Here is a 19,369-nt window from a genome sequence, read left to right as displayed (position 1 = left end):
CGGCGTGCGAGAGTCCCGGCCGCGGGCGACGTCCCGCCGACCGGGCCGACCGGGCCGACCGGGCCGACCGGGTTCGGCGGTCGTCAACGAACTCAAGCGGCTGCCCGGCGCCCTCACCTCGTTCGGCGTGAACACTTTGCCTCACCTTGTACGCATTCCGCTCACATGTGCGCACAACCAACAGTTGAGTGGCAAGTGTCATCGATTCCGCAAGGACTACCGACACCCGAGAGCTGCTCCGAACCACCGCCACCCGACGGTTCGGAGCAGCTCTCGGGTGAGCGGCAAGGCCCGGAGCTCTTCGCGGCAAGCGCCCACCGCACCGGCGCGACCGTCCCGTCGGGAGCCGTCGGTGATCTCAATCGTGGTCGGCCACCTCGGCCAGTGGTGGCCGGCCGATACCGGCCCCGGCGGTCCGCGCGAGTCGGCCGGCGGACTCGGTGGCGCGGCGGCTGTCGTAGTCGGTGAGATACGGGGCGGTGAAGCCCCGGTAAGCCGCCTTGCGCTCGGCGGGGAGATCCTTCCAGCCGGTGATGCGGTCACGACAGTGTGGTGAGCCGCACCGGCAGTGGGCGGCGAAGTGATCGACCGAGTAGTTCCGCATGGCGTAGTCGAACGTGATCTCGTGTTCTGCCGGAATGGGCCGACGCGCGACGAGGTCGTGCGCGCCGTCGGCGTTGAGGCGGATTCCGCAGTTCGGCTCGCACGAGTGGTTCACCTTGGGGATGAGCCCGCCGTGCAGCACGAACCGACCCTCGCTGACCTGGGAGGCGTGCGCATGGTTGTGGTCCAGCTCCCGGTCGATGGTGCCGACCATCACCGTCTCGCCTGACTGAAAGGGCCGGGTGGTGAACACGCCTTCCCCCTTGGCATCGGTTCGCTGGAGCTCGTAGCCGCCGCTCACGTTGGCCTGCTCTCTCAAGAATCGGCTCTGCCCGCGAGCCGGCCGTTCACGGATGAAGCGGACACCCCGGCCCCGGGAGCCTCCACCAGAGGGGGCACACATGATTTTTCGGACTGATCACTTGAAAGGTACTCACCCGAACGGAACCGCACGACACTGCTTCGCGCCTGATATCCGGCCATCCCGGGCCGGGCAGGGCCCGCATGGCCACACGCGGGCCCTGCCCGGCCCGTCCGTGCCCCGCGTTCCCGGCTCGGCAGAACCGGCACCACGCCGTCGAGCGGTTGCTGGTACTCCGTGCCGGTGACGGACCCCACGGGGCCGGACGCCGAGCCCGCGCGCCCTCCGCACCACGGCGGAACCGGCCGGAGGCGTCGAGGCCGATGGTGCTGGAACCGGGCCGGGGACCAGGACGGCGACCCGGTCGGCGTGCGCGAGGTCGCCGAAGATCTCGGTGACCGGTTCGGGGCCACGGCTGTCGAAGGCGAGCAGTCGCCCAAGGCGGGCGGGCCGGCGGACGAGCGCGGGCCGGCGGACGAGCAGGGCGGAGAAACGACTCCGTGCCCCGGGAACCGCCTGACGGCGGTTCCCGGGGCACGGAGTCGTTCACAACGGGTGGAGCGTTACGTCGTCGACCGGCGCCTGCGCGCCCCCGGGCGCCGTTCGCTCGGGCGGGTGACCGGGTCGCCGGCCTCCAGCGCGGCCAGCCGGCGGCGGGTGCCGAAGTCGGCCAGGGCCTCCGCCAGCTTGTGCACCGACGGCTCCGGTGCCATGACGTCGACGCGCAGCCCGTGCTCCTCGGCCGTCTTCGCCGTCGCCGGGCCGATACAGGCGATGACCGTCACGTTGTGCGGCTTGCCCGCGATGCCGACCAGGTTCCGTACCGTCGACGACGAGGTGAAGAGCACCGCGTCGAAGCCGCCGCCCTTGATCGCCTCGCGGGTCTCCGCGGGCGGGGGCGAGGCGCGCACCGTGCGGTAGGCGGTGACGTCGTCGACCTCCCAGCCCAGGTCGATGAGACCGGCCACCAGTGTCTCGGTGGCGATGTCGGCGCGCGGCAGGAAGACCCTGTCGATCGGGTCGAAGACCGAGTCGTAGGGCGGCCAGTCGTCCAGGAGTCCCGCGGCCGACTGCTCGCCGCTCGGCACCAGGTCCGGCTTCACGCCGAAGGCGATCAGCGCCTTGGCCGTCTGGTCGCCCACCGCGGCGACCTTGATCCCGGCGAACGCGCGGGCGTCGAGGCCGTACTCCTCGAACTTCTCCCGCACCGCCTTGACCGCGTTGACCGAGGTGAAGGCGATCCACTCGTAGCGGCCCGTCACCAGGCCCTTGACCGCGCGTTCCATCTGCTGCGGGGTGCGCGGCGGCTCCACGGCGATGGTCGGCACCTCGTGCGGCACCGCGCCGTAGGAGCGCAGCTGGTCGGAGAGTGACGCCGCCTGCTCCCTCGTCCGCGGCACGAGCACCTTCCAGCCGAACATCGGCTTGGACTCGAACCACGACAGCCGGTCGCGCTGGGCGGGGGCGCAACGCTCACCGACCACGGCTATGACCGGCCGGCCGCCCTCGGGCGACGGCAGCACCTTCGCCTGCTTCAGCGTCTGCGCGATCGTGCCGAGCGTCGCCGTCCAGGTGCGCTGCCGGGTCGTCGTGCCCGCCACGGTCACCGTCAGCGGGGTGTCGGGCTTGCGACCGGCGGACACCAGTTCGCCCGCCGTGGCGCCCACCGAGTCGAGTGTCGTGGAGACGACCACCGTGCCGTCCGACGCCCCGACCTCGGTCCAGCACCGGTCGGACGCGGTGCGCGCGTCCACGAACCGTACGTCCGCGCCGTGCGCGTCCCGCAGCGGCACACCGGCGTACGCGGGCACGCCGACCGCGGCCGCGACACCGGGGACGACCTCGAAGGGCACCCCGGCCGCCACGCACGCCAGCATCTCCTCGGCGGCGTACGCGTCGAGGCCGGGATCACCGGACACCGCACGGACGACCCGCCTGCCGCCGCGTGCGGCCTCCATGACAAGATGTGCCGCATCCCGCACCGCGGGTGCGCCTACGGTTGCTGACGTACCGTCAACAACTGTGAGCTGGGGCGTGCCTGTGCCCGGAGCGGACAGCGCGGAGGAACCCGCCGAGTCCGTTTCCGTGGGCACCTCGGCGACGCCCTGCCTGGCATGCCGGCGTACGACGCCGAGTACCTCGTGCTCGGCGACGAGGACGTCCGCGTTCGCCAGCGCCTCGACGGCGCGCAGAGTCAGCAGTCCCGGATCCCCGGGTCCGGCACCGAGGAAGGTGACGTGCCCGTGTTCCGGAGGAGGTGGAAGGGTGGTGGGGCTCACTGTGCTCGCTCCCCCATCAGACCGGCCGCGCCCTGGGCGAGCATCTCGGTGGCGAGTTCGCGACCGAGCGCCATCGCCGCCTCATGCGTCTCGGGCACGGGACCAGTGGTGGACAACTGCACCAGCGTGGTGCCGTCGGTCGTGCCGACGATGCCCCGCAGGCGCATTTCCTTGACAATCGGCCCGTCCGTCAGAAGATCGGCCAGCGCCCCCACAGGGGCGGTGCAGCCGGCCTCCAGGGCGGCGAGCAGAGACCGCTCTGCCGTCACGGCGGCCCGTGTGAACGGGTCGTCGAGCTCGGCGAGCGCGGCGATGAGCTCCGTGTCGCGCACGGAACACTCGACCGCCAGGGCCCCCTGGCCGGGGGCGGGCAAAACCGTGTCGACCGACAGGAAGTCGGTCACCTCGTCGCTGCGTCCGACCCGGTTCAGTCCGGCGGCGGCCAGCACGACGGCGTCCAGCTCACCGCTGGTGACGTACCCGATCCGGGTGTCGACGTTCCCACGGATCGGCACCGTCACGAAATCCAGGCCGTGACTGACCGCGTACGCGTTCAGCTGGGCCATGCGACGTGCCGAGCCGGTGCCGATGCGGGCGCCGCGCGGGAGGTCGGTGAGCTTGAGCGCGTCCCGCGCGATCATCACGTCCCGCGGGTCCTCGCGCACCGGTACGGCGGCCAGGACCAGCTCGTCGTGCGGCGCGGTCGGCAGGTCCTTCAGCGAGTGCACCGCGAAGTCCACCTCGCCGCGCACCAAAGCCTCGCGCAGCGCGGCCACGAAGACGCCGGTCCCGCCGATCTGCGCGAGGTGCTCGCGCGACGTGTCGCCGTACGTGGTGATCGGGACGAGCTCGACAGGCCGTCCGGTCACCTGGCTCACGGCATCCGCCACTTGCCCGGACTGGGCCATGGCGAGCTTGCTCCGCCTGGTCCCGAGCCTCAGTGCCTTTCCAGTCATGCCGGCCCTCGGTTCTCTGCGATGTTCGCGTTCTTCGCGTTCTTCGCGCTCTTCTCGGTGCTTTCCTCGGCTCGGGAGACGGAGGCCACCGTCTCGGGGTCGAGGTCGAACAGGGTGCGCAACGCGTCCGCGTACCCGGCGCCGCCGGGTTCGGCCGCGAGCTGCTTGACCCGCACGGTCGGCGCGTGCAGCAGCTTGTCGACCACCCGCCGTACGGTCTGGGTGATCTCCGCGCGATGCTTGTCGTCCAGGCCGGGCAGCCGGCCCTCGAGACGGGCGATCTCACCGGACACCACGTCCGCGGCCATGGTGCGCAGGGCGACCACGGTCGGCGTGATGTGCGCGGCCCGCTGTGCCGCCCCGAACGCCTCCACCTCATCAGAGACGATACGCCGGACCTGGTCCACATCGGCAGCCATCGGAGCGTCCGCGGACGCCTCCGCGAGTGTCTCGATGTCGACCAGCCGCACCCCGGCGAGACGGTGCGCGGCGGCGTCGACGTCGCGGGGCATCGCGAGGTCGAGCAGGTACAGCACGGGTTCCGGGCGCGGCGGCTCGGCCACCGGCTCCGGACGGCGCCGCTCGGGGATCCGTCCGACGCTCGCCGCGGTCGCGGCCAGCGCGCCGATCAGCTCGGGGTCCGCCCGGTCCGCCCGGTCCGCGTCGACGCCTCGCCGGGCGCTCCGGCGCCGGTCGACGGCGCTGCCCGCGGCCCACGTCGCGTGCTGCTCCAGCGTCGCCGCGTCCATGCCGGCGACGGCCGCCTCGCCCATCACGGAGAAGCCGGGCGGCACGGAGGCCAGGTCCAGCGGACAGTCCTCGTCGGCACCGGTGCCCACGGGAGGCAGGGGCGCCGTCCGCGCCTCCGGCACCTCACCGCGTACGGTTTCCGGCGCCCTGTCGCGCACGGTTTCCGGCCGCGTCCCGACCCGGCCCTCGACACCGGCGGCGATCGCGTCGGCGGTGAGGACGAGCCCGGTCGCGCCCGTGCAGGAAACGACGACGTCTGCACGTGTCAGCTCGAACGGCACCGATCCCATCGGTACCGCGCGGGCCAGCACCCCCGTGCCCTCGCCCTCGGTCAAAGGTTGTCCGTACTGCTCTCCGAGCAGGGTCACGAGGCGCTCGGCGCGGTCGGCGGTGCGGTTGGCGATCACGATCTCGGAGACACCGGCCCGCGCGAGCGTGGCCGCGGCCAGCGACGACATCGAACCGGCGCCCATGATCAGGGCCTTCTTGCCCCGCGCCCAGGTCGCGACGGGCGTGCCGAGGGCCAGCTGCTCCAGGCCGAAGGTGACCAGGGACTGCCCGGCGCGGTCGATGCCGGTCTCCGAATGGGCACGCTTGCCGACCCGGAGCGACTGCTGGAACAGGTCGTTCATCAGCCGGCCGGCGGTGTGCAGTCCCTGCGCCCGCGCCAGCGAGTCCTTGATCTGGCCGAGGATCTGTCCCTCGCCCACCACCATCGAGTCCAGTCCGCAGGCCACCGAGAACATGTGGTGGACGGCCCGGTCCTCGTAGTGCACATAGAGATGGGGAGTGAGCTCGTCCAGGCCGACCCCGCTGTGCTGGGCCAGCAGTGTGGACAGCTCGGCGACACCGGCGTGGAACTTGTCCACGTCGGCGTACAGCTCGATGCGGTTGCAGGTGGCGAGCACCGCGGCCTCGGTGGCCGGCTCGGCGGCGACCGTGTCATGCAGCAGCTTGGTCTGCGCGTCCAGGCTCAGCGAGGCCCGGTCCAGCACGCTGACCGGCGCGCTGCGGTGGCTCAGTCCGACGACGAGGAGACTCATGTCGGCATCACGGCGGGTACGTCCCCGTCGGGTCCCTGGTCGGCGGTGGGAGCCTGGTTCGCGGCAGCGCCCCGGCGCTGGGCGGCGGTCTCCCGGCGGGAGGCGGCCGGGACGACGGTCCCGGCGGCGGCCAGCTCACCGGCCTTGCGCTGCTCGTGGAAGGCGAGGATCTGCAGTTCGATGGAGAGGTCCACCTTGCGCACGTCGACTCCGTCCGGGACGGACAGCACGGTCGGTGCGAAGTTCAGGATGGAGGTGACCCCCGCGGCGACGAGACGCTCGCAGACCTCCTGGGCGGCACCGGCGGGCGTCGCGATGACGCCGATCGACACACCCTCGTCCCGGATGATCCTCTCGAGTTCGTCGGTGTGCTGCACCGGGATCCCGGCGACGGGCTTTCCGGCCATCGCGGGATCGGCGTCTATGAGCGCGGCGACCCGGAATCCGCGGGAGGCGAACCCGCCGTAGTTGGCGAGCGCGGCACCGAGGTTACCGATACCGACGATCACAACCGGCCAGTCCTGGGTCAGGCCGAGTTCACGGGAGATCTGGTACACGAGATACTCGACGTCGTAGCCGACACCCCGGGTCCCGTAGGAGCCCAGGTAGGAGAAGTCCTTGCGCAGCTTCGCGGAGTTGACGCCCGCGGCAGCCGCCAGTTCCTCCGAGGAGACCGTGGGCACCGAGCGCTCGGAGAGCGCGGTGAGGGCGCGGAGGTACAGCGGAAGCCTGGCGACGGTGGCCTCGGGAATCCCTCGGCTACGGGTCGCCGGTCGGTGAGTTCGGCCAGTTGCCACGGTGCTCCTGCGGGTAGAGCGGGGCTTCAGGCGGTCATACGTCCCCGGACCGCCCCGTCGAGTGCAGGCTATGTCTTTGTGAACGCGTGCACAAAGATGATGTCCGTTTTGCCCACCCAAAGTGACCGGGGTCACGCGCCCCCGGCGCACGCATACGGAACCGGCGCGCGAGCACCATCGCTCCCTTGCTTTTGGGGGCAAAACCGCACACTCTCCTCTGTGTATCCCGCCCCCGAGACCTGATCGCCATCGATCCTAAGCGACTTTCCCTCCGCTTTGCACTGGCTGGTCAGTCACACCCTCAGTCGGCCAGGGCCTTGCGGAGACGAACCTCGTCGACGCGCCAGAACGTGTGCTGACGGCCGTCGACGAGAACGACGGGAATCTGCTCCCAGTACTGCTCGTGCAGTCCCGGGTCCTGGGTGATGTCCTTCTCCTCCCACGAGGTCCCGAGATCACCGCACACCTTCTCCACCACGGCCCGGGCGTCGTCGCACAGATGACAGCCGGGCTTGCCCACGAGGGTGACGAGACGATCCTGCGGAGCCTTGCGGCGGAAGAGCGGACTCATGCCGGCCATTCTCACCTCCCGACGGGACAGGGGAACCCCTCTGCGGCCACTGGTCCCCGGTGAGCCCGGAGGAGTGCTTTAACGACACGGACGCGCAGAGTTCACGGTGTCCGAACCTCTCGGCTCCGGAACCGACGGGCGGACTGGCTATGCTCACGCCATGGCCGCTCTAGGATGGCTCACCCCCCGTAGGCGCTCCGCCACGGCGCGGAGCGTGTTGGCAGGCGAGGCTTCGGCGGAGGCCGCACGCAAGTCCACTCAGGAAGTTTCCGACCGCGAACCGGATTTCCCGGTTCACGGCGACGAGCGGGCTGCCGCGTTCTTCGACCTGGACAACACCGTGATGCAGGGCGCGGCCCTGTTCCACTTCGGCAAGGGCCTGTACAAGCGGAAGTTCTTCGAGAAGCGCGACCTGGCCCGGTTCGCATGGCAGCAGGCGTGGTTCCGGCTGGCCGGCGTCGAGGACCCCGAGCACATGCAGGACGCACGCGACTCCGCGCTCTCCATCGTCAAGGGCCACCGGGTCTCCGAACTGAAGTCCATCGGCGAGGAGATCTACGACGAGTACATGGCCGAGCGGATCTGGCCGGGCACGCGGGCGCTGGCGCAGGCACACCTGGACGCGGGCCAGCGGGTGTGGCTGGTCACGGCGGCGCCGGTGGAGATCGCCCAGGTGATCGCGCGCCGGCTGGGCCTGACCGGGGCGCTCGGGACGGTGGCCGAGTCCCTCGGCGGCGTGTACACCGGCAAACTGGTGGGCGAGCCGCTGCACGGCCCGGCGAAGGCAGAGGCCGTACGCGCGCTGGCGACCGCGGAGAACCTGGACCTGAGCCGCTGCGCGGCGTACAGCGACTCGCACAACGACATCCCGATGCTCTCCCTGGTCGGACACCCGTACGCGATCAACCCGGACTCCAAGCTGCGCAAGCACGCCCGCACCATGGACTGGCGCCTGCGGGACTACCGCACAGGGCGCAAGGCCGCGAAGGTCGGCATCCCCGCGGCGGCGGGCGTGGGCGCGGTGGCCGGCGGCACGGCGGCCGCCATCGCGATGCACCGACGCCGGCGCTGAACGCGGCGCTGAATCCGGCACCGCGTTCGGCACCGAATCCGGCACCGAATCCGGCACGCGGCACGGCCCGGATACCGACACCGGCCGGCCTCGGCCGCTCAGATCAACTCCGGCCGGCACCGACAGCACCGGTCGCACCGGGCGACGTCGGTCGACGTCGACCGGCCTCAACTGCTCCGGTCGGCACCGGTGACTCCGGTCGCACCGGTCGCACCGGTCGGCACCGGTAGCTCCGATCGGCACCGACAGTTCCGGTCGGCCGGTCAACTCCGCGGCGACGGACACCCGTACGGCCGACGGTCCGATCAGCGGGGAACAGAAGTGGCGCCCCACCCGTAAACCCGGCCAATCCAACTGCCCTGCCCCGCAACCCCGCTGTCCAGTCCTCTTGGCTGCACACGGCCACGACACATCCTGTACCGAACCTAAATGCGAAGCATTTCGGTCAACATTCGGTCAGCGTCGAGTGCTTGAACATGCGTCAACCGGCCACGGAAACAACGTAATCGACGATTTCAGCAACTCGGCGTAGCGGGCTCTGCACGAAGCGTTATTCTCCTCAGACGCAAACCGGTGCCCTTCCGTCGCCACGACGGGTGAAAGGTTCCGCACTGCACGTGATGGAAGCTCTGCCTCTGGGAGTCCCGTGTACCCACACGTCGGGGTTGACGACCCGGGCCTGACCGCACTGCGCACAGCAGTCACGGCAGCCCGGGAGTTGCTGCGCGGCTTCGCCCCCGCCGCATACGCCGTCCCCGCATACGCCGTCCCCGTCTACGCCCCCGCCCCCGCTCCCGCCGGCCCTTGCCCCACCGTCGCCGACGCGCCCGTCGGTCCTTGTTACGCCCTCGCCGAGGACAGCGCCGCGGTAGGCAGGCGCGGACGCCCGTCCGGCGCCGCCACCACCCGCCGTCCCGCCGCGGACAGTGACAGCGCCAGGATGATGGAGCTCGTGGAGCGCGCCCAGGCGGGCGAGGCCGACGCCTTCGGGCGGCTCTACGACCAGTACAGCGACACCGTGTACCGCTACATCTACTACCGGGTGGGCAGCAAGGCGAACGCCGAGGACCTCACCAGCGAGACCTTCCTGCGGGCACTGCGCCGCATCGGCACCTTCACCTGGCAGGGGCGCGACTTCGGCGCCTGGCTCGTCACCATCGCCCGCAACCTCGTGGCCGACCACTTCAAGTCCAGCCGTTTCCGCCTCGAGGTCACCACCGGGGAGATGCTCGACGCCAACGAGGTCGCACGGTCCCCCGAGGACTCCGTCCTCGAATACCTGTCCAATGCCGCCCTCCTCGATGCCGTACAACGTCTCAACCCCCAACAGCGCGAATGCGTCACGCTCCGATTCCTCCAGGGTCTCTCCGTCGCGGAGACCGCCCGCGTGATGGGCAAGAACGAGGGGGCGATCAAGACCCTCCAGTACCGGGCCGTCCGCACCCTCGCCCGACTCCTCCCCGAAGACACGCGTTGAGCGGCCCGGCGAACGGGACGGACCCGCTGCCGACGCATCACCACCCATGACGGCCCACCCGCTTCGAGTGACACTCCCTTGACTTCCCGAACCGGCCCACCGACGCGCGTAACCCCGGCGCCGTGCCGCTCGTTGTGCGGGATGCAGGCTCCCTGTGGTCAATCCCCGACCAACTTCGATCACCCGATCGTGTGGACATGGTCAGGGGAGGGAACCCTCAGGATCCCCTGGGGAGTCGACCGTCATGATGAGAGGAGGTGCCGCCAGTGATCGCGAACGTATCGGCGCACCGGCGGGCGAACGCCTTCGCCCAGGCCCTGGAGGAGCAGTCCGACCGGGGCACGGCGGCCGGGCAGTCCGAAGAATCGGCCCCGGCCGCTGTGGAGACCGAACAGGCGCGGCTGCTCGCGCTGGCCGTCGGTCTCGGCGAGCTGCCCAAGCCGGAGCTGGATCCCGAGGTCAAGGTCGTCCATCGGGCCGAACTGATGGCCGCGTTCGAGGCCATGCTCCAAGAAGGCACCGCCGCGGGCGAGGGAGCGGATGCGTCCGTACCCGATCAGCGTTCACGCCGCGCCCGGGGCGCACACCGGGCAACCCCGCTGGGGAAGCTGAAACCGCGCTCGCGCCTGGCCAAGGGCCTCACCGCGGGCGGACTCGGCATCACCGTGGCCGCGGGCGCCTTCGGCGGAGTCGCCGCCGCCAGCTCCGACGCCCTCCCCGGCGACTCGCTCTACGGCCTCAAGCGCGGTATGGAGGACGTCAAGCTCGGCCTCGCCGACGGCGACGACGAGCGGGGCCGCGTCCTCCTCGACCACGCCTCCACCCGCCTCGGCGAGGCCCGCAGGCTGATGGAGCGCGACCGCGGCGGCCACCTCGACCACGAGTCCCTCGGCGAGATCCGCCGTGCCCTGTCCGGCATGCGGCACGACGCGTCCGAGGGCCACCGGCTGCTACGCGAGGCGTACCGGAAGGACCCGGACTCCCTGCGCCCCATGCAGGCCCTCTCCTCCTTCTCGGACGCGCACCGGCAGACCTGGGGCTCCCTCCGCGACCGGCTGCCCCCGCAGCTCGGTGACGTCAGCGAGCAGGTCTCGTCGGTGTTCGACGCCATAGACGAGGACGTCGCCCCGCTGCAGTCCCTGCTCCCCGAACCCCCGTCCCGGCAGGGCGGCGACGACGGCAGGGGACGGCGCGGCGACTCCGGGCCCACCCCGAGCGACCCGCCCGGTACCGACCGCTCCCAGATGCCCGGCACCGGCACCGGCACCAACGGCGCCGCGGACAAGGACGGCACCGGCGGCAGCAGCGCCCCCAGCAGATCCGCCGGCTCCGGCGACCGGAACGAGGGCCTGCTCGGCGGCAACACCGGCGGGCTGCTCGACCCGCCGGAGGAGAGCGGCGACACCAGTACCTCCCCGCCGGCCGGCGGCGCGACCGCCTCGGCCCGGCCCGACGTCACCCTCCCGCCCCTCCTGCCCGGCCTGCTCCCGGGACTGGGCATCGACAGCGAGGACGCGGAGTGAGGACGCTGGACAGGGAACTGTAGAGCCGGAAGAGCTGGAAGAGCTGGAGTACGTGGTGTGGCGGGGCCCCGGTCACCGGGGGTCCCGCCACACCCCGTACGGGGCTTCCTGCACGTACGGAGCTTCCTAGAAGAACACCGACCGTCGCTGCACCAACAGCTTGTAGAGGGTGTGCTGGATCTGTTCCCGGACCTGGTCGGTCAGGTTGAACATCAGCATCGGGTCCTCGGCCGCCTCCGGCGGGTAGCTCTCCGTGTGGATGGGCTCGCCGAACTGGATGGTCCACTTCGTCGGCAGCGGGATCGCGCCGAGCGGGCCGAGCCACGGGAAGGTCGGCGTCAGCGGGAAATACGGGAACCCGAGCAGGCGTGCGACGGTCCTGCCATTGCCGATCATCGGGTAGATCTCCTCGGCTCCGACGATCGAGCACGGGATGATCGGTGTCCGTGCGCGCAGCGCCGTGGACACGAAGCCGCCCCGGCCGAAGCGCTGCAGTTTGTAGCGGTCGGCGAAGGGCTTGCCGAGGCCCTTGAAGCCCTCCGGCATCACCCCCACCAGTTCCCCCTGCTCCAGCAGCCGTGCCGCGTCCTCGGCGCAGGCCAGGGTGTGACCGAGCTTGCGGGCGAGTTCGTTGACCACCGGCAGCATGAACACCAGGTCCGCCGCGAGCAGTCGCAGATGCCGGTCGGCGGGATGGTTGTCGTGGACGGCGACCTGCATCATCAGACCGTCCAGCGGCAGCGTCCCGGAGTGGTTGGCGACGATCAGGGCGCCGCCCTCGGAGGGGATGTTCTCGATGCCCTTCACCTCGACCCGGAAGTACTTCTCGTACATCGGGCGCAGCAGGGACATCAGGACCTGGTCGGTGAGTTCCTCGTCATAGCCGAAGTCGTCCACCGCGTAGTCCCCGGTGAGCCGGCGGCGCAGGAAGGCCAGCCCGCTCGCGACCCGCTGTTCCAGGCTGCCGGCCTCGTCCCCGGAACCGGATTCCGCGCCGGGGACAGCGCCGGGGGCAGCGCCGGATGCGGCGGCCCCGCCCTCATGCTCGGCGCGGAGCTTACGAGGCTCACGGGATTCACGGGGTTCACGGGGCGCCGGAGCCTCGTCCCCGACGGACGCCCGCCCCGGCAGGGGCTGGACATCGCCCATCCCGGCACTCCCCGCACCGTGTCGCCGGCTTCCCGCCCCCCGGCGGCGCGCCGGGCGCTGCGCGGCGCCCCCTGCTCCCCCCGCTCCCCCACGGGAGCGGTCGTCGTCGAACGGAATGACCTTGGCGTCCGCCATCGTTGCTGCGCTCCTCAGTTGGCGCTCTGCTTCGGGGGGTGCCCGCTGCCCGTGCCCGGCAGGGGCAGTGCGGCGACCCGGTCGACGGCCCCCGCGAGGGCCTCCGGCGGAAGCAGCCCGGGGCCGCGGCCGCGCACGAAGTCCGCGAACGTTTCTGCTGTCGTGTACTTCGCCGTGAAGCCCAGCGTCTCGCGCATCTGGTCCGTCGCCACCACCCGGCCATGCGTGAGCAGCCGGATCTGCTCGGGTGAGAAGTCCGACATCCCCAGCGTACGCACCAGCGAGCCCGCCCAGGTGACCGCCGGGAGGAGCAGAGGCACGGTCGGCCGGCCGAGCCGCCTCGAACACTGGGACAGCAGCAGGACGCCGTCCCCGGCGATGTTGAAGGTGCCGCTGTTGAGCGTGCCCCGCCGGGGTTCGTACGAGGCGAGGCGCAGCACGTCGATCACATCGTCCTCGTGCACGAACTGCAGCCGCGGGTCGTAGCCGAACACGGTCGGCAGGACCGGCAGCGAGAAGTACGCGGCGAGCGGGCTGTCCGCGGCGGGCCCCAGGATGTTGGCGAACCTGAGCACACACACGGCGACATCCGGGCGGCGGCGCGCGAAGCCTCGCACATAGCCCTCGACCTCGACGGCGTCCTTCGCGAAACCACTGCTGGGCAGGGACTTGGGCGAGGTCGTCTCGGTGAAGACCGCCGGGTCGCGGGGCGCGGAACCGTAGACGTTCGTACTGGACTTCACGACCAGCCGCTTGACGGTAGGGGACTTCTGGCAGGCACCGAGCAGTTGCATGGTGCCGATGACGTTGGTCTCCTTGAGCGCCGTCCGGCTGCTGCCGCCGCCGAGCGGCGTGCCCGTGACGTCGAGATGGACGACGGTGTCGGCGCCGGCCTCGGCGAGCACGCGCGCGACGGTGGGCTGCTGGATGTCGGTCTGGACGAAGTCGGCGCCGCCGAGGTGGTGCGTGGGCCGGACCGCGTCCACGGCGACGACCCGGTCCACGTCCGGATCACGCTGGATCCGCCGGACGAAACGGCCCCCCAGCGGGCGGGCCACTCCGGTCACCAGCACGACTTTCCCCACGACAGTGCCTTCCTCTTGCCTTCGCCACGAGTCCGACCCATGTGATGACAGTGGCCCCCCACCGCATCGGTGGGGGGCCACTGAACACGCTTCCGCGTCGTCGCTTACTTCTTGTTGCGACGCTGAACGCGCGTGCGCTTGAGCAGCTTGCGGTGCTTCTTCTTGGCCATCCGCTTACGCCGCTTCTTGATAACAGAGCCCACGACTACCCTCGCTCACTTCTCATCACTCGGTGTTTGGGCGCCATGGGCCCACACGACCTACGGAGGGCAAGCCTACCCGCCCGAGCGCTGAGGTCGTAATCGAGACGGCCGGGGAGGCCCGAGAGTGCCTTTGTTCGGATCTCCCCGGCCTGTCGTCAGGCCGTTTCCACCCCCACATAGCTCTCGCGGAGGTACTCGTGAACCGCTTGCTCGGGGACGCGGAAGGACCGCCCCACCCGGATCGCGGGCAGATGACCACTGTGTACCAGGCGGTACACGGTCATCTTCGACACTCGCATCACCGAGGCGACTTCCGCCACGGTAAGGAACCGAACCTCGTTCAGAGGCCTCTCGCCAGCTGCAGCCATGACACACCTGAACCTTCCGCACTCGACGGGCACCGGCTTCCCCTTCCGGTGACTCTTCGTCGTTGCGTGCTCACTCCCCAATGTAGGGGCGGGTGATGCGAGTGGGGAAGAGGTGCACCCATCGGCGGCCTACTGTGACAGACACGCTCGATTGAGTACGTAGCGGGCCAGCGGCAGGTAGTGAGCGGACCGCACACCGTCATCAAGTGGAACGACCACCGAGAGGCACCCCTCGGCCTCCCCCACGAACGGGGCGGGGTCGTTCACATCGGCCAGCGCGATGACCTCGAACCCCAGCTGACCTGCCCCGCAGGCCCAGCCGTGATCTCCGATCACCAGCCCGGGAAGCGGCCCGCCGGCTTCGGCGGCCGCGGCGAGCGCGGTCCGAACCGGGAGCGGGGAGTGCGTATGTACGCCGGGCTCACCACCGGAGCGTTCGGAATGTGCGCCCCGGACCAGCGCGACTCCTCGTACGTAGTCGAGGTGGTGCGTGCGTAGGCCGAACCGGGTCGTTATGTCGACACAGCGACCCTGCGCAGAGGTGAGGACCTCACATCCGGCCGCCGACAGGGCGTCTGCCAGAGCTGCGTAGAAACCGAGCAGCCGGTGCGGGTGACCGGTGCCGAGCAGCACGGGCACACCGCTCCGGGCCGCGGCCTCGATCCGCTCCGCACAGGCGTCCAGGGCGTCCAGGGTCCGCTCCGGGTCGATCACATCATGCCCGGAAACATGACGAGGATCGGCCGAAACACCACACCTGGCCGCCATCAGTTCGATCAATTCCCGCTGTCCCCATACCCCTTCCGGGTCGAGGCCGATCAGTGCGCGCGGGTCCCGGGCGGCGAAGAGCCGGTAACTCCGCAGGCTCTCCTCCCTCGTGGTGGCCACGGTCCCGGACAGCCGGGCGGCCAGCAGATGCGCACGAAGACCGGCGACACCCGGACCGGCGGGAGAGGCGGAGGCCGGTCCGGCCGACGGACCGGGGGCTGGACCGGCGGGCGGGTCGGCGGAAGGGCCGCCGGGAGAGTCGGCGGGAGGGCCGCCGGAAGGACCGGCCGACGGGCCAGGGGCCAGAACGGCAGATGGGTCGGCGGGAGGGCCTGTGGGAGGGCCTGTGGGAGGGTCGGTCGTGGTCGGCACGGCAGCGATGGTGCGCGATCCGGTCCCGGGCCACCCCAAGAACCCGGGAAACACCGCACGGTCGGCGTAACCACACGGGAGCGGACGCAGGACGCGCAGACACAGGGCCGGCGACGCCGAAGCGACACCATCGGGCGACGACGCGGGGCCGCGTCCCCGCCCTGTACGACCTAGGGCAGCAGTCCTCGTAGCGGGAACACCGCGCGCCGGGTCGCCAGGACCGCCTGGTCCAGCCGGTCCGCCGGGTCGTAGCCGGCCTCCCAGGAGGCCCAGGACACGGGCCATCGGCCGTCGGTCATCCGCATCGGCCCCAGCTGCCGGGTCCGGGCGTACACCTCCTGCCGCCAGCTCTCGGGGATCATCGTCACCGGATCCACCGGCTTCCCGGCCGCGATCCCCACCAGATGCGTCCAGGACCGCGGGACGACCTCCACCACCGCGTAACCGCCGCCGCCCAGCGCCACCCACCGGCCGTCGGCGTACTCGTGCGCCAGCTCGTGGCATGCCACCTGCACCGCACGCTGCGCGTCCAGTGACACCGCCAGATGTGCCAGCGGATCCTCGAAGTGTGTGTCGGCCCCGTGCTGCGTCACCAGCACCTGCGGCCGGAAGTCCGCGAGCAGCTCCGGCACCACGGCGTGGAACGCCCGAAGCCATCCCTCGTCCCCGGTCCCGGCCGGCAGGGCGACGTTGACCGCGCTGCCCTGCGCACTGTCCGCGCCGGTCTCCTCCGGCCACCCGGTCTGCGGGAACAGGGTCCGGGGATGCTCGTGCAGCGACACCGTGAGGACCCTCGGGTCCTCCCAGAACGCCGCCTGCACCCCGTCCCCGTGATGCACGTCGACGTCGACGTACGCAACGCGTTCGGCGCCCAGCTCCAGCAGCCGGGCGATGGCCAGCGCCGCGTCGTTGTACACGCAGAACCCCGAGGCCGCCCCGGGCATCGCGTGGTGCAGCCCGCCCGTGAAGTTCACGGCGTGCAGGGCCTCGCCGCGCCACACGGCCTCCGCCGCGCCCACCGACTGCCCCGCGATCAGCGCCGCCGCCTCGTGCATCCCCACGAAGGCGGGATCGTCCGTCGTCCCCAGCCCGTACGACTGGTCCGCGGCCGCCGGATCCGCCGACGCCGCCCTGACCGCGTCGATGTAGTCCTCGCGGTGCACCAGCCGCAGCGTCGACTCACCGGCCGTCTTCGCGGCGACCACCGCGACCTCGCGGTCCAGCTCCAGGGCGCCCACCAGACTCCGGGTCAGCGCGAGCCGGACCGGGTCCATCGGGTGGTCCCGGCCGAAGTCATAGCCCGTTACTGCCTCGTCCCACATCAGCTGTGCGCGGCCGCTCATGCCCGCCACCGTATCGGTCCGGTTCAGGAGTGAACGACCTGGCATACACGAGTGTCACCAGGACCAACACCATCGGCACAAGCATCGCCCCGCGATAGCTCCATACGTCCCCGAGCACCCCGACCAGCGGGGAACCGATCAGGAACCCCACATAGTTGAAGACGTTGAGCCGCGCGACGGCCGCGTCCGACGCCCCCGGGAACAACCGCCCCGCCGCCGCGAAGGTCTGCGGTACCAGCACACAGAGCCCCAGCCCCAGCAGCGTGAACCCCAGCATCCCCACCCACTCCCCCGGCGCCCCGGCGACCACGGCGAACCCCGCCGCCGCCACCAGCGCCCCGGCCCGCACCACCACCACGGCGCCGAAGCGCCGCACCCCGAAGTCCCCGATCGTCCGCCCCAGCAGCGTGGTGACCATGTAGACGTTGTACGGAACGGTCGCCGTCTGCTCCGAACTCCCCAGCACGTCCTGGAGGTACTTCGCGCTCCAGTTCGAGACCGTCGAGTCCCCGATGTACGCCACCGTCATCACCAGACACAACGGCAGCAGCAACTTGAAGGCGACGGGCCCTGCCCCGTCCCCCCTCTCGGAGGCCCCACCGGAGACACGGTCCTGATGCCGGCCCTCGCCCCGGCCCTCGCCCCGGCCCTCCTGCTGCTGCTGCTCCTGGTCCACGTACCACCGGCTCCCGATCAACGCCGCCGGCATCAGCACCAGCGCGACCGGCAGATACGACACCCACAGCGCCAGCTGCCAGTGCGCCCCCACCCACGCGAGCGACGCCCCGACGATTCCCCCCAGGCTGTAGGCGGCGTGGAAACTCAGCATGATGCTGCGCCCGTACGCCCGTTGGAGACTCACCCCGAGCATGTTCATCGAGGCGTCCAACGCCCCCACGGCCAGCCCGAACACAGCCAGCGCCACGGCCAGCCCGGCCATGTGCTCCCCCGCCCCGACCCCGAGCAGCGCCAGCAGCACGACCGGCTGCGACCACCGCAGCACCCTGCTCGGCCGCACCCCCTTCACCAGCCGCTCCGTCACCACGCTCCCGATCCCTGCGAGCACCGGCACCGCGGCGAGGAAGGCGGGCAACAGCGCGTCGGAGACCCCGTACCGGTCCTGGATGGCCGGGATCCGCGTCACGAGCAGAGCGAAGGCGACTCCCTGCACCAGGAAGGCGAACGCCAGCGAGGCCCTGCCGCGCCGCAGCACATCAGTCATGGCGGCGAGCGTAGAGCCCCGGCGTACTGGTGGGTAGATCCAGCCAAAGATGAATTGTGCTCAGTTTCAACGGAGTTCGGGAGAGGCGGCGACGGTGGGAGCGGGAACGGCTGCGGTGGGAGCGGGCACCCGGGCTCCGGCTGTCTTCACCTCGGCGGCGACCATGGCCGGCATGGGACCTGCCCCCAGCGCCCCACCGACCAGGAACCCCCCGCCCATCGTGACGATCATGAGGACGGTGCCGAGCCGGACCATGGTGTCCACCGGCCGGGAGTACGCCTTCGTCGTCATGCACCCAGCTTCGTGGCCGGTCCCGGCCGGGCAGTAGAAACGAACGTCCGCTGCTCCGCATGACGATTGTCAGCCGCGGACGCGGATCACCCCGCCCACAGGTCCGGCAGCTTCCGCAGATCCGCGAAGAGCCGGGTGGCCCCCGCCAGCTTCTCCGCGGGTGTCATCGAGGTGAACCCGTACACGTCCATCCCGGCCGCGACCGCCGCCTGTACGCCCAGTGGGCTGTCCTCGACCACGACACACCGCGCCGGCACGACGCCCATCCGCTGCGCCGCGTACAGGAACAGGTCCGGTGCCGGCTTGCCCCGCCCCACATCCTGGGAGCTGAAGATCCGCTCGTCGTCGAACCACCGGTCGAGCCCGGTCGTACGGTGCCCCACCCGGATCCGCTCATGGCTCCCGGACGAGGCCACGCAGTACGGCACCCCCTCGGCCGCCAGCGTCTCCAGCACATCGACAACACCGGCCACCGGCTTCAACTCCCGCTCGAACGCGGCGAAGACGCGGGCATGGAACACATCGTCGAAGTCGTCCGGCAACCGCTGCCCGGTCCGCTCCTCCACCAGGTCGTGCACCCGATGCATGGCGGACCCCATGTAGTCACGGATGGAATCCTCGAACGACGTCGGATGCCCGAGCTCGGTGAGGTAGTCGGCCAGTAGCCGGTTGGAAAGGGGCTCGCTGTCGACGAGAACACCGTCGTTGTCAAAAATGACCAGGTCATAGCGCATGCCCCGACCCTAAACGCAGGAAAGCCCCGTGCCGGTGGCACGGGGCTTTCCCATTCAAGAATTGTTCGGCGGCGTCCTACTCTCCCACAGGGTCCCCCCTGCAGTACCATCGGCGCAATAAGGCTTAGCTTCCGGGTTCGGAATGTAACCGGGCGTTTCCCCTACGCTATGACCACCGAAACACTATGAAACAGACAACAACCGCACCACGCCAAGTACGTGGGGTCGTTCGTGGTTTCAGAACCAACACAGTGGACGCGAGCAACT

General features: G+C 70.8%; 18 protein-coding genes and 1 rRNA gene. 3 read left to right on the top strand and 16 right to left on the bottom strand.

All coding sequences use genetic code 11. The features are described from left to right. Positions 1-358 precede the first annotated feature (358 nt). The 6 genes from V4Y04_RS20950 to V4Y04_RS20920 all read right to left on the bottom strand — a co-directional run bounded on the left by V4Y04_RS20950 (position 359) and on the right by V4Y04_RS20920 (position 7,369). On the bottom strand, positions 359-922 hold the full coding sequence (locus tag V4Y04_RS20950; RefSeq protein WP_332429730.1) for an SET domain-containing protein-lysine N-methyltransferase: 564 nt from the start codon (positions 920-922) through the stop codon (positions 359-361). 605 nt (positions 923-1,527) lie between these two features. Continuing rightward, positions 1,528-3,243, bottom strand: coding sequence for a uroporphyrinogen-III synthase (locus V4Y04_RS20940; protein ID WP_332429729.1), 1,716 nt, complete (start codon positions 3,241-3,243; stop codon positions 1,528-1,530). Then, positions 3,240-4,199, bottom strand: a complete 960-nt coding sequence (gene hemC / locus V4Y04_RS20935) for a hydroxymethylbilane synthase (RefSeq protein WP_332429728.1) — start codon at positions 4,197-4,199, stop codon at positions 3,240-3,242. The genes V4Y04_RS20940 and hemC overlap by 4 nt, the downstream gene beginning before the upstream one ends. Next, positions 4,196-5,992 (bottom strand): glutamyl-tRNA reductase, encoded by a 1,797-nt coding sequence (locus V4Y04_RS20930; protein WP_332429727.1) that lies wholly within the window; start codon positions 5,990-5,992, stop codon positions 4,196-4,198. The genes hemC and V4Y04_RS20930 overlap by 4 nt, the downstream gene beginning before the upstream one ends. After that, on the bottom strand, positions 5,989-6,789 hold the full coding sequence (locus V4Y04_RS20925) for a redox-sensing transcriptional repressor Rex (protein ID WP_332429725.1): 801 nt from the start codon (positions 6,787-6,789) through the stop codon (positions 5,989-5,991). The genes V4Y04_RS20930 and V4Y04_RS20925 overlap by 4 nt, the downstream gene beginning before the upstream one ends. Positions 6,790-7,090: 301 nt before the next feature. After that, positions 7,091-7,369 carry a glutaredoxin family protein gene (locus V4Y04_RS20920; protein ID WP_332429723.1) on the bottom strand — a complete coding sequence of 93 codons (279 nt, stop codon included), beginning with the start codon at positions 7,367-7,369 and terminating at the stop codon, positions 7,091-7,093. Between the two features lie 151 nt (positions 7,370-7,520). On the opposite strand from V4Y04_RS20920, the gene V4Y04_RS20915 reads away from it, so the two are divergent. From V4Y04_RS20915 to V4Y04_RS20905, 3 genes are all read left to right on the top strand, one after another. After that, positions 7,521-8,432: an HAD family hydrolase gene (locus V4Y04_RS20915; RefSeq protein ID WP_332429722.1), complete on the top strand. Its 912-nt coding sequence runs from the start codon at positions 7,521-7,523 to the stop codon at positions 8,430-8,432. Between the two features lie 646 nt (positions 8,433-9,078). Continuing rightward, on the top strand, positions 9,079-9,909 hold the full coding sequence (locus tag V4Y04_RS20910) for an ECF subfamily RNA polymerase sigma factor, BldN family (protein WP_332429721.1): 831 nt from the start codon (positions 9,079-9,081) through the stop codon (positions 9,907-9,909). 266 nt (positions 9,910-10,175) lie between these two features. Next, complete coding sequence (locus tag V4Y04_RS20905; protein WP_332429719.1) at positions 10,176-11,432, top strand: DUF5667 domain-containing protein; 1,257 nt, start codon at positions 10,176-10,178, stop codon at positions 11,430-11,432. Between the two features lie 126 nt (positions 11,433-11,558). On the opposite strand, the gene V4Y04_RS20900 is transcribed toward V4Y04_RS20905, so the two are convergent. The 10 genes from V4Y04_RS20900 to rrf form a co-directional block, all read right to left on the bottom strand. Continuing rightward, entirely contained in the window at positions 11,559-12,716 is a 1,158-nt protein-coding gene (locus V4Y04_RS20900) for a lysophospholipid acyltransferase family protein (protein WP_332429718.1), read from the bottom strand. A gap of 14 nt (positions 12,717-12,730) precedes the next feature. Then, complete coding sequence (locus V4Y04_RS20895; RefSeq protein ID WP_332429717.1) at positions 12,731-13,801, bottom strand: NAD-dependent epimerase/dehydratase family protein; 1,071 nt, start codon at positions 13,799-13,801, stop codon at positions 12,731-12,733. 104 nt (positions 13,802-13,905) lie between these two features. Next, positions 13,906-14,004 carry a 30S ribosomal protein bS22 gene (locus V4Y04_RS20890; RefSeq protein WP_003948845.1) on the bottom strand — a complete coding sequence of 33 codons (99 nt, stop codon included), beginning with the start codon at positions 14,002-14,004 and terminating at the stop codon, positions 13,906-13,908. Positions 14,005-14,159: 155 nt separating this feature from the next. Continuing rightward, positions 14,160-14,372, bottom strand: a complete 213-nt coding sequence (locus V4Y04_RS20885) for a helix-turn-helix domain-containing protein (protein WP_062193679.1) — start codon at positions 14,370-14,372, stop codon at positions 14,160-14,162. 129 nt (positions 14,373-14,501) lie between these two features. Continuing rightward, positions 14,502-15,287: a phosphatase gene (locus tag V4Y04_RS20880; protein WP_332432937.1), complete on the bottom strand. Its 786-nt coding sequence runs from the start codon at positions 15,285-15,287 to the stop codon at positions 14,502-14,504. Between the two features lie 395 nt (positions 15,288-15,682). Beyond that, positions 15,683-16,855 (bottom strand): acetoin utilization protein AcuC, encoded by a 1,173-nt coding sequence (locus tag V4Y04_RS20875; protein WP_332429714.1) that lies wholly within the window; start codon positions 16,853-16,855, stop codon positions 15,683-15,685. Beyond that, positions 16,806-18,077, bottom strand: a complete 1,272-nt coding sequence (locus V4Y04_RS20870; protein ID WP_332429712.1) for an MFS transporter — start codon at positions 18,075-18,077, stop codon at positions 16,806-16,808. Before V4Y04_RS20870 ends, V4Y04_RS20875 begins: the two co-directional genes overlap by 50 nt. Before the next feature lie 66 nt (positions 18,078-18,143). Then, positions 18,144-18,368: a hypothetical protein gene (locus tag V4Y04_RS20865; RefSeq protein ID WP_332429710.1), complete on the bottom strand. Its 225-nt coding sequence runs from the start codon at positions 18,366-18,368 to the stop codon at positions 18,144-18,146. 86 nt (positions 18,369-18,454) lie between these two features. After that, positions 18,455-19,102, bottom strand: a complete 648-nt coding sequence (locus V4Y04_RS20860; RefSeq protein WP_332429709.1) for an HAD family hydrolase — start codon at positions 19,100-19,102, stop codon at positions 18,455-18,457. Between the two features lie 63 nt (positions 19,103-19,165). Next, positions 19,166-19,282 (bottom strand): 5S ribosomal RNA (gene rrf / locus V4Y04_RS20855). Between the last annotated feature and the right edge of the window lie 87 nt (positions 19,283-19,369).

Source organism: Streptomyces sp. P9-A2 (assembly GCF_036634175.1).
Classification (GTDB): Bacteria; Actinomycetota; Actinomycetes; order Streptomycetales; family Streptomycetaceae; genus Streptomyces; species Streptomyces pratens.
This window is presented reverse-complemented; position numbering and strand designations above follow the sequence as displayed.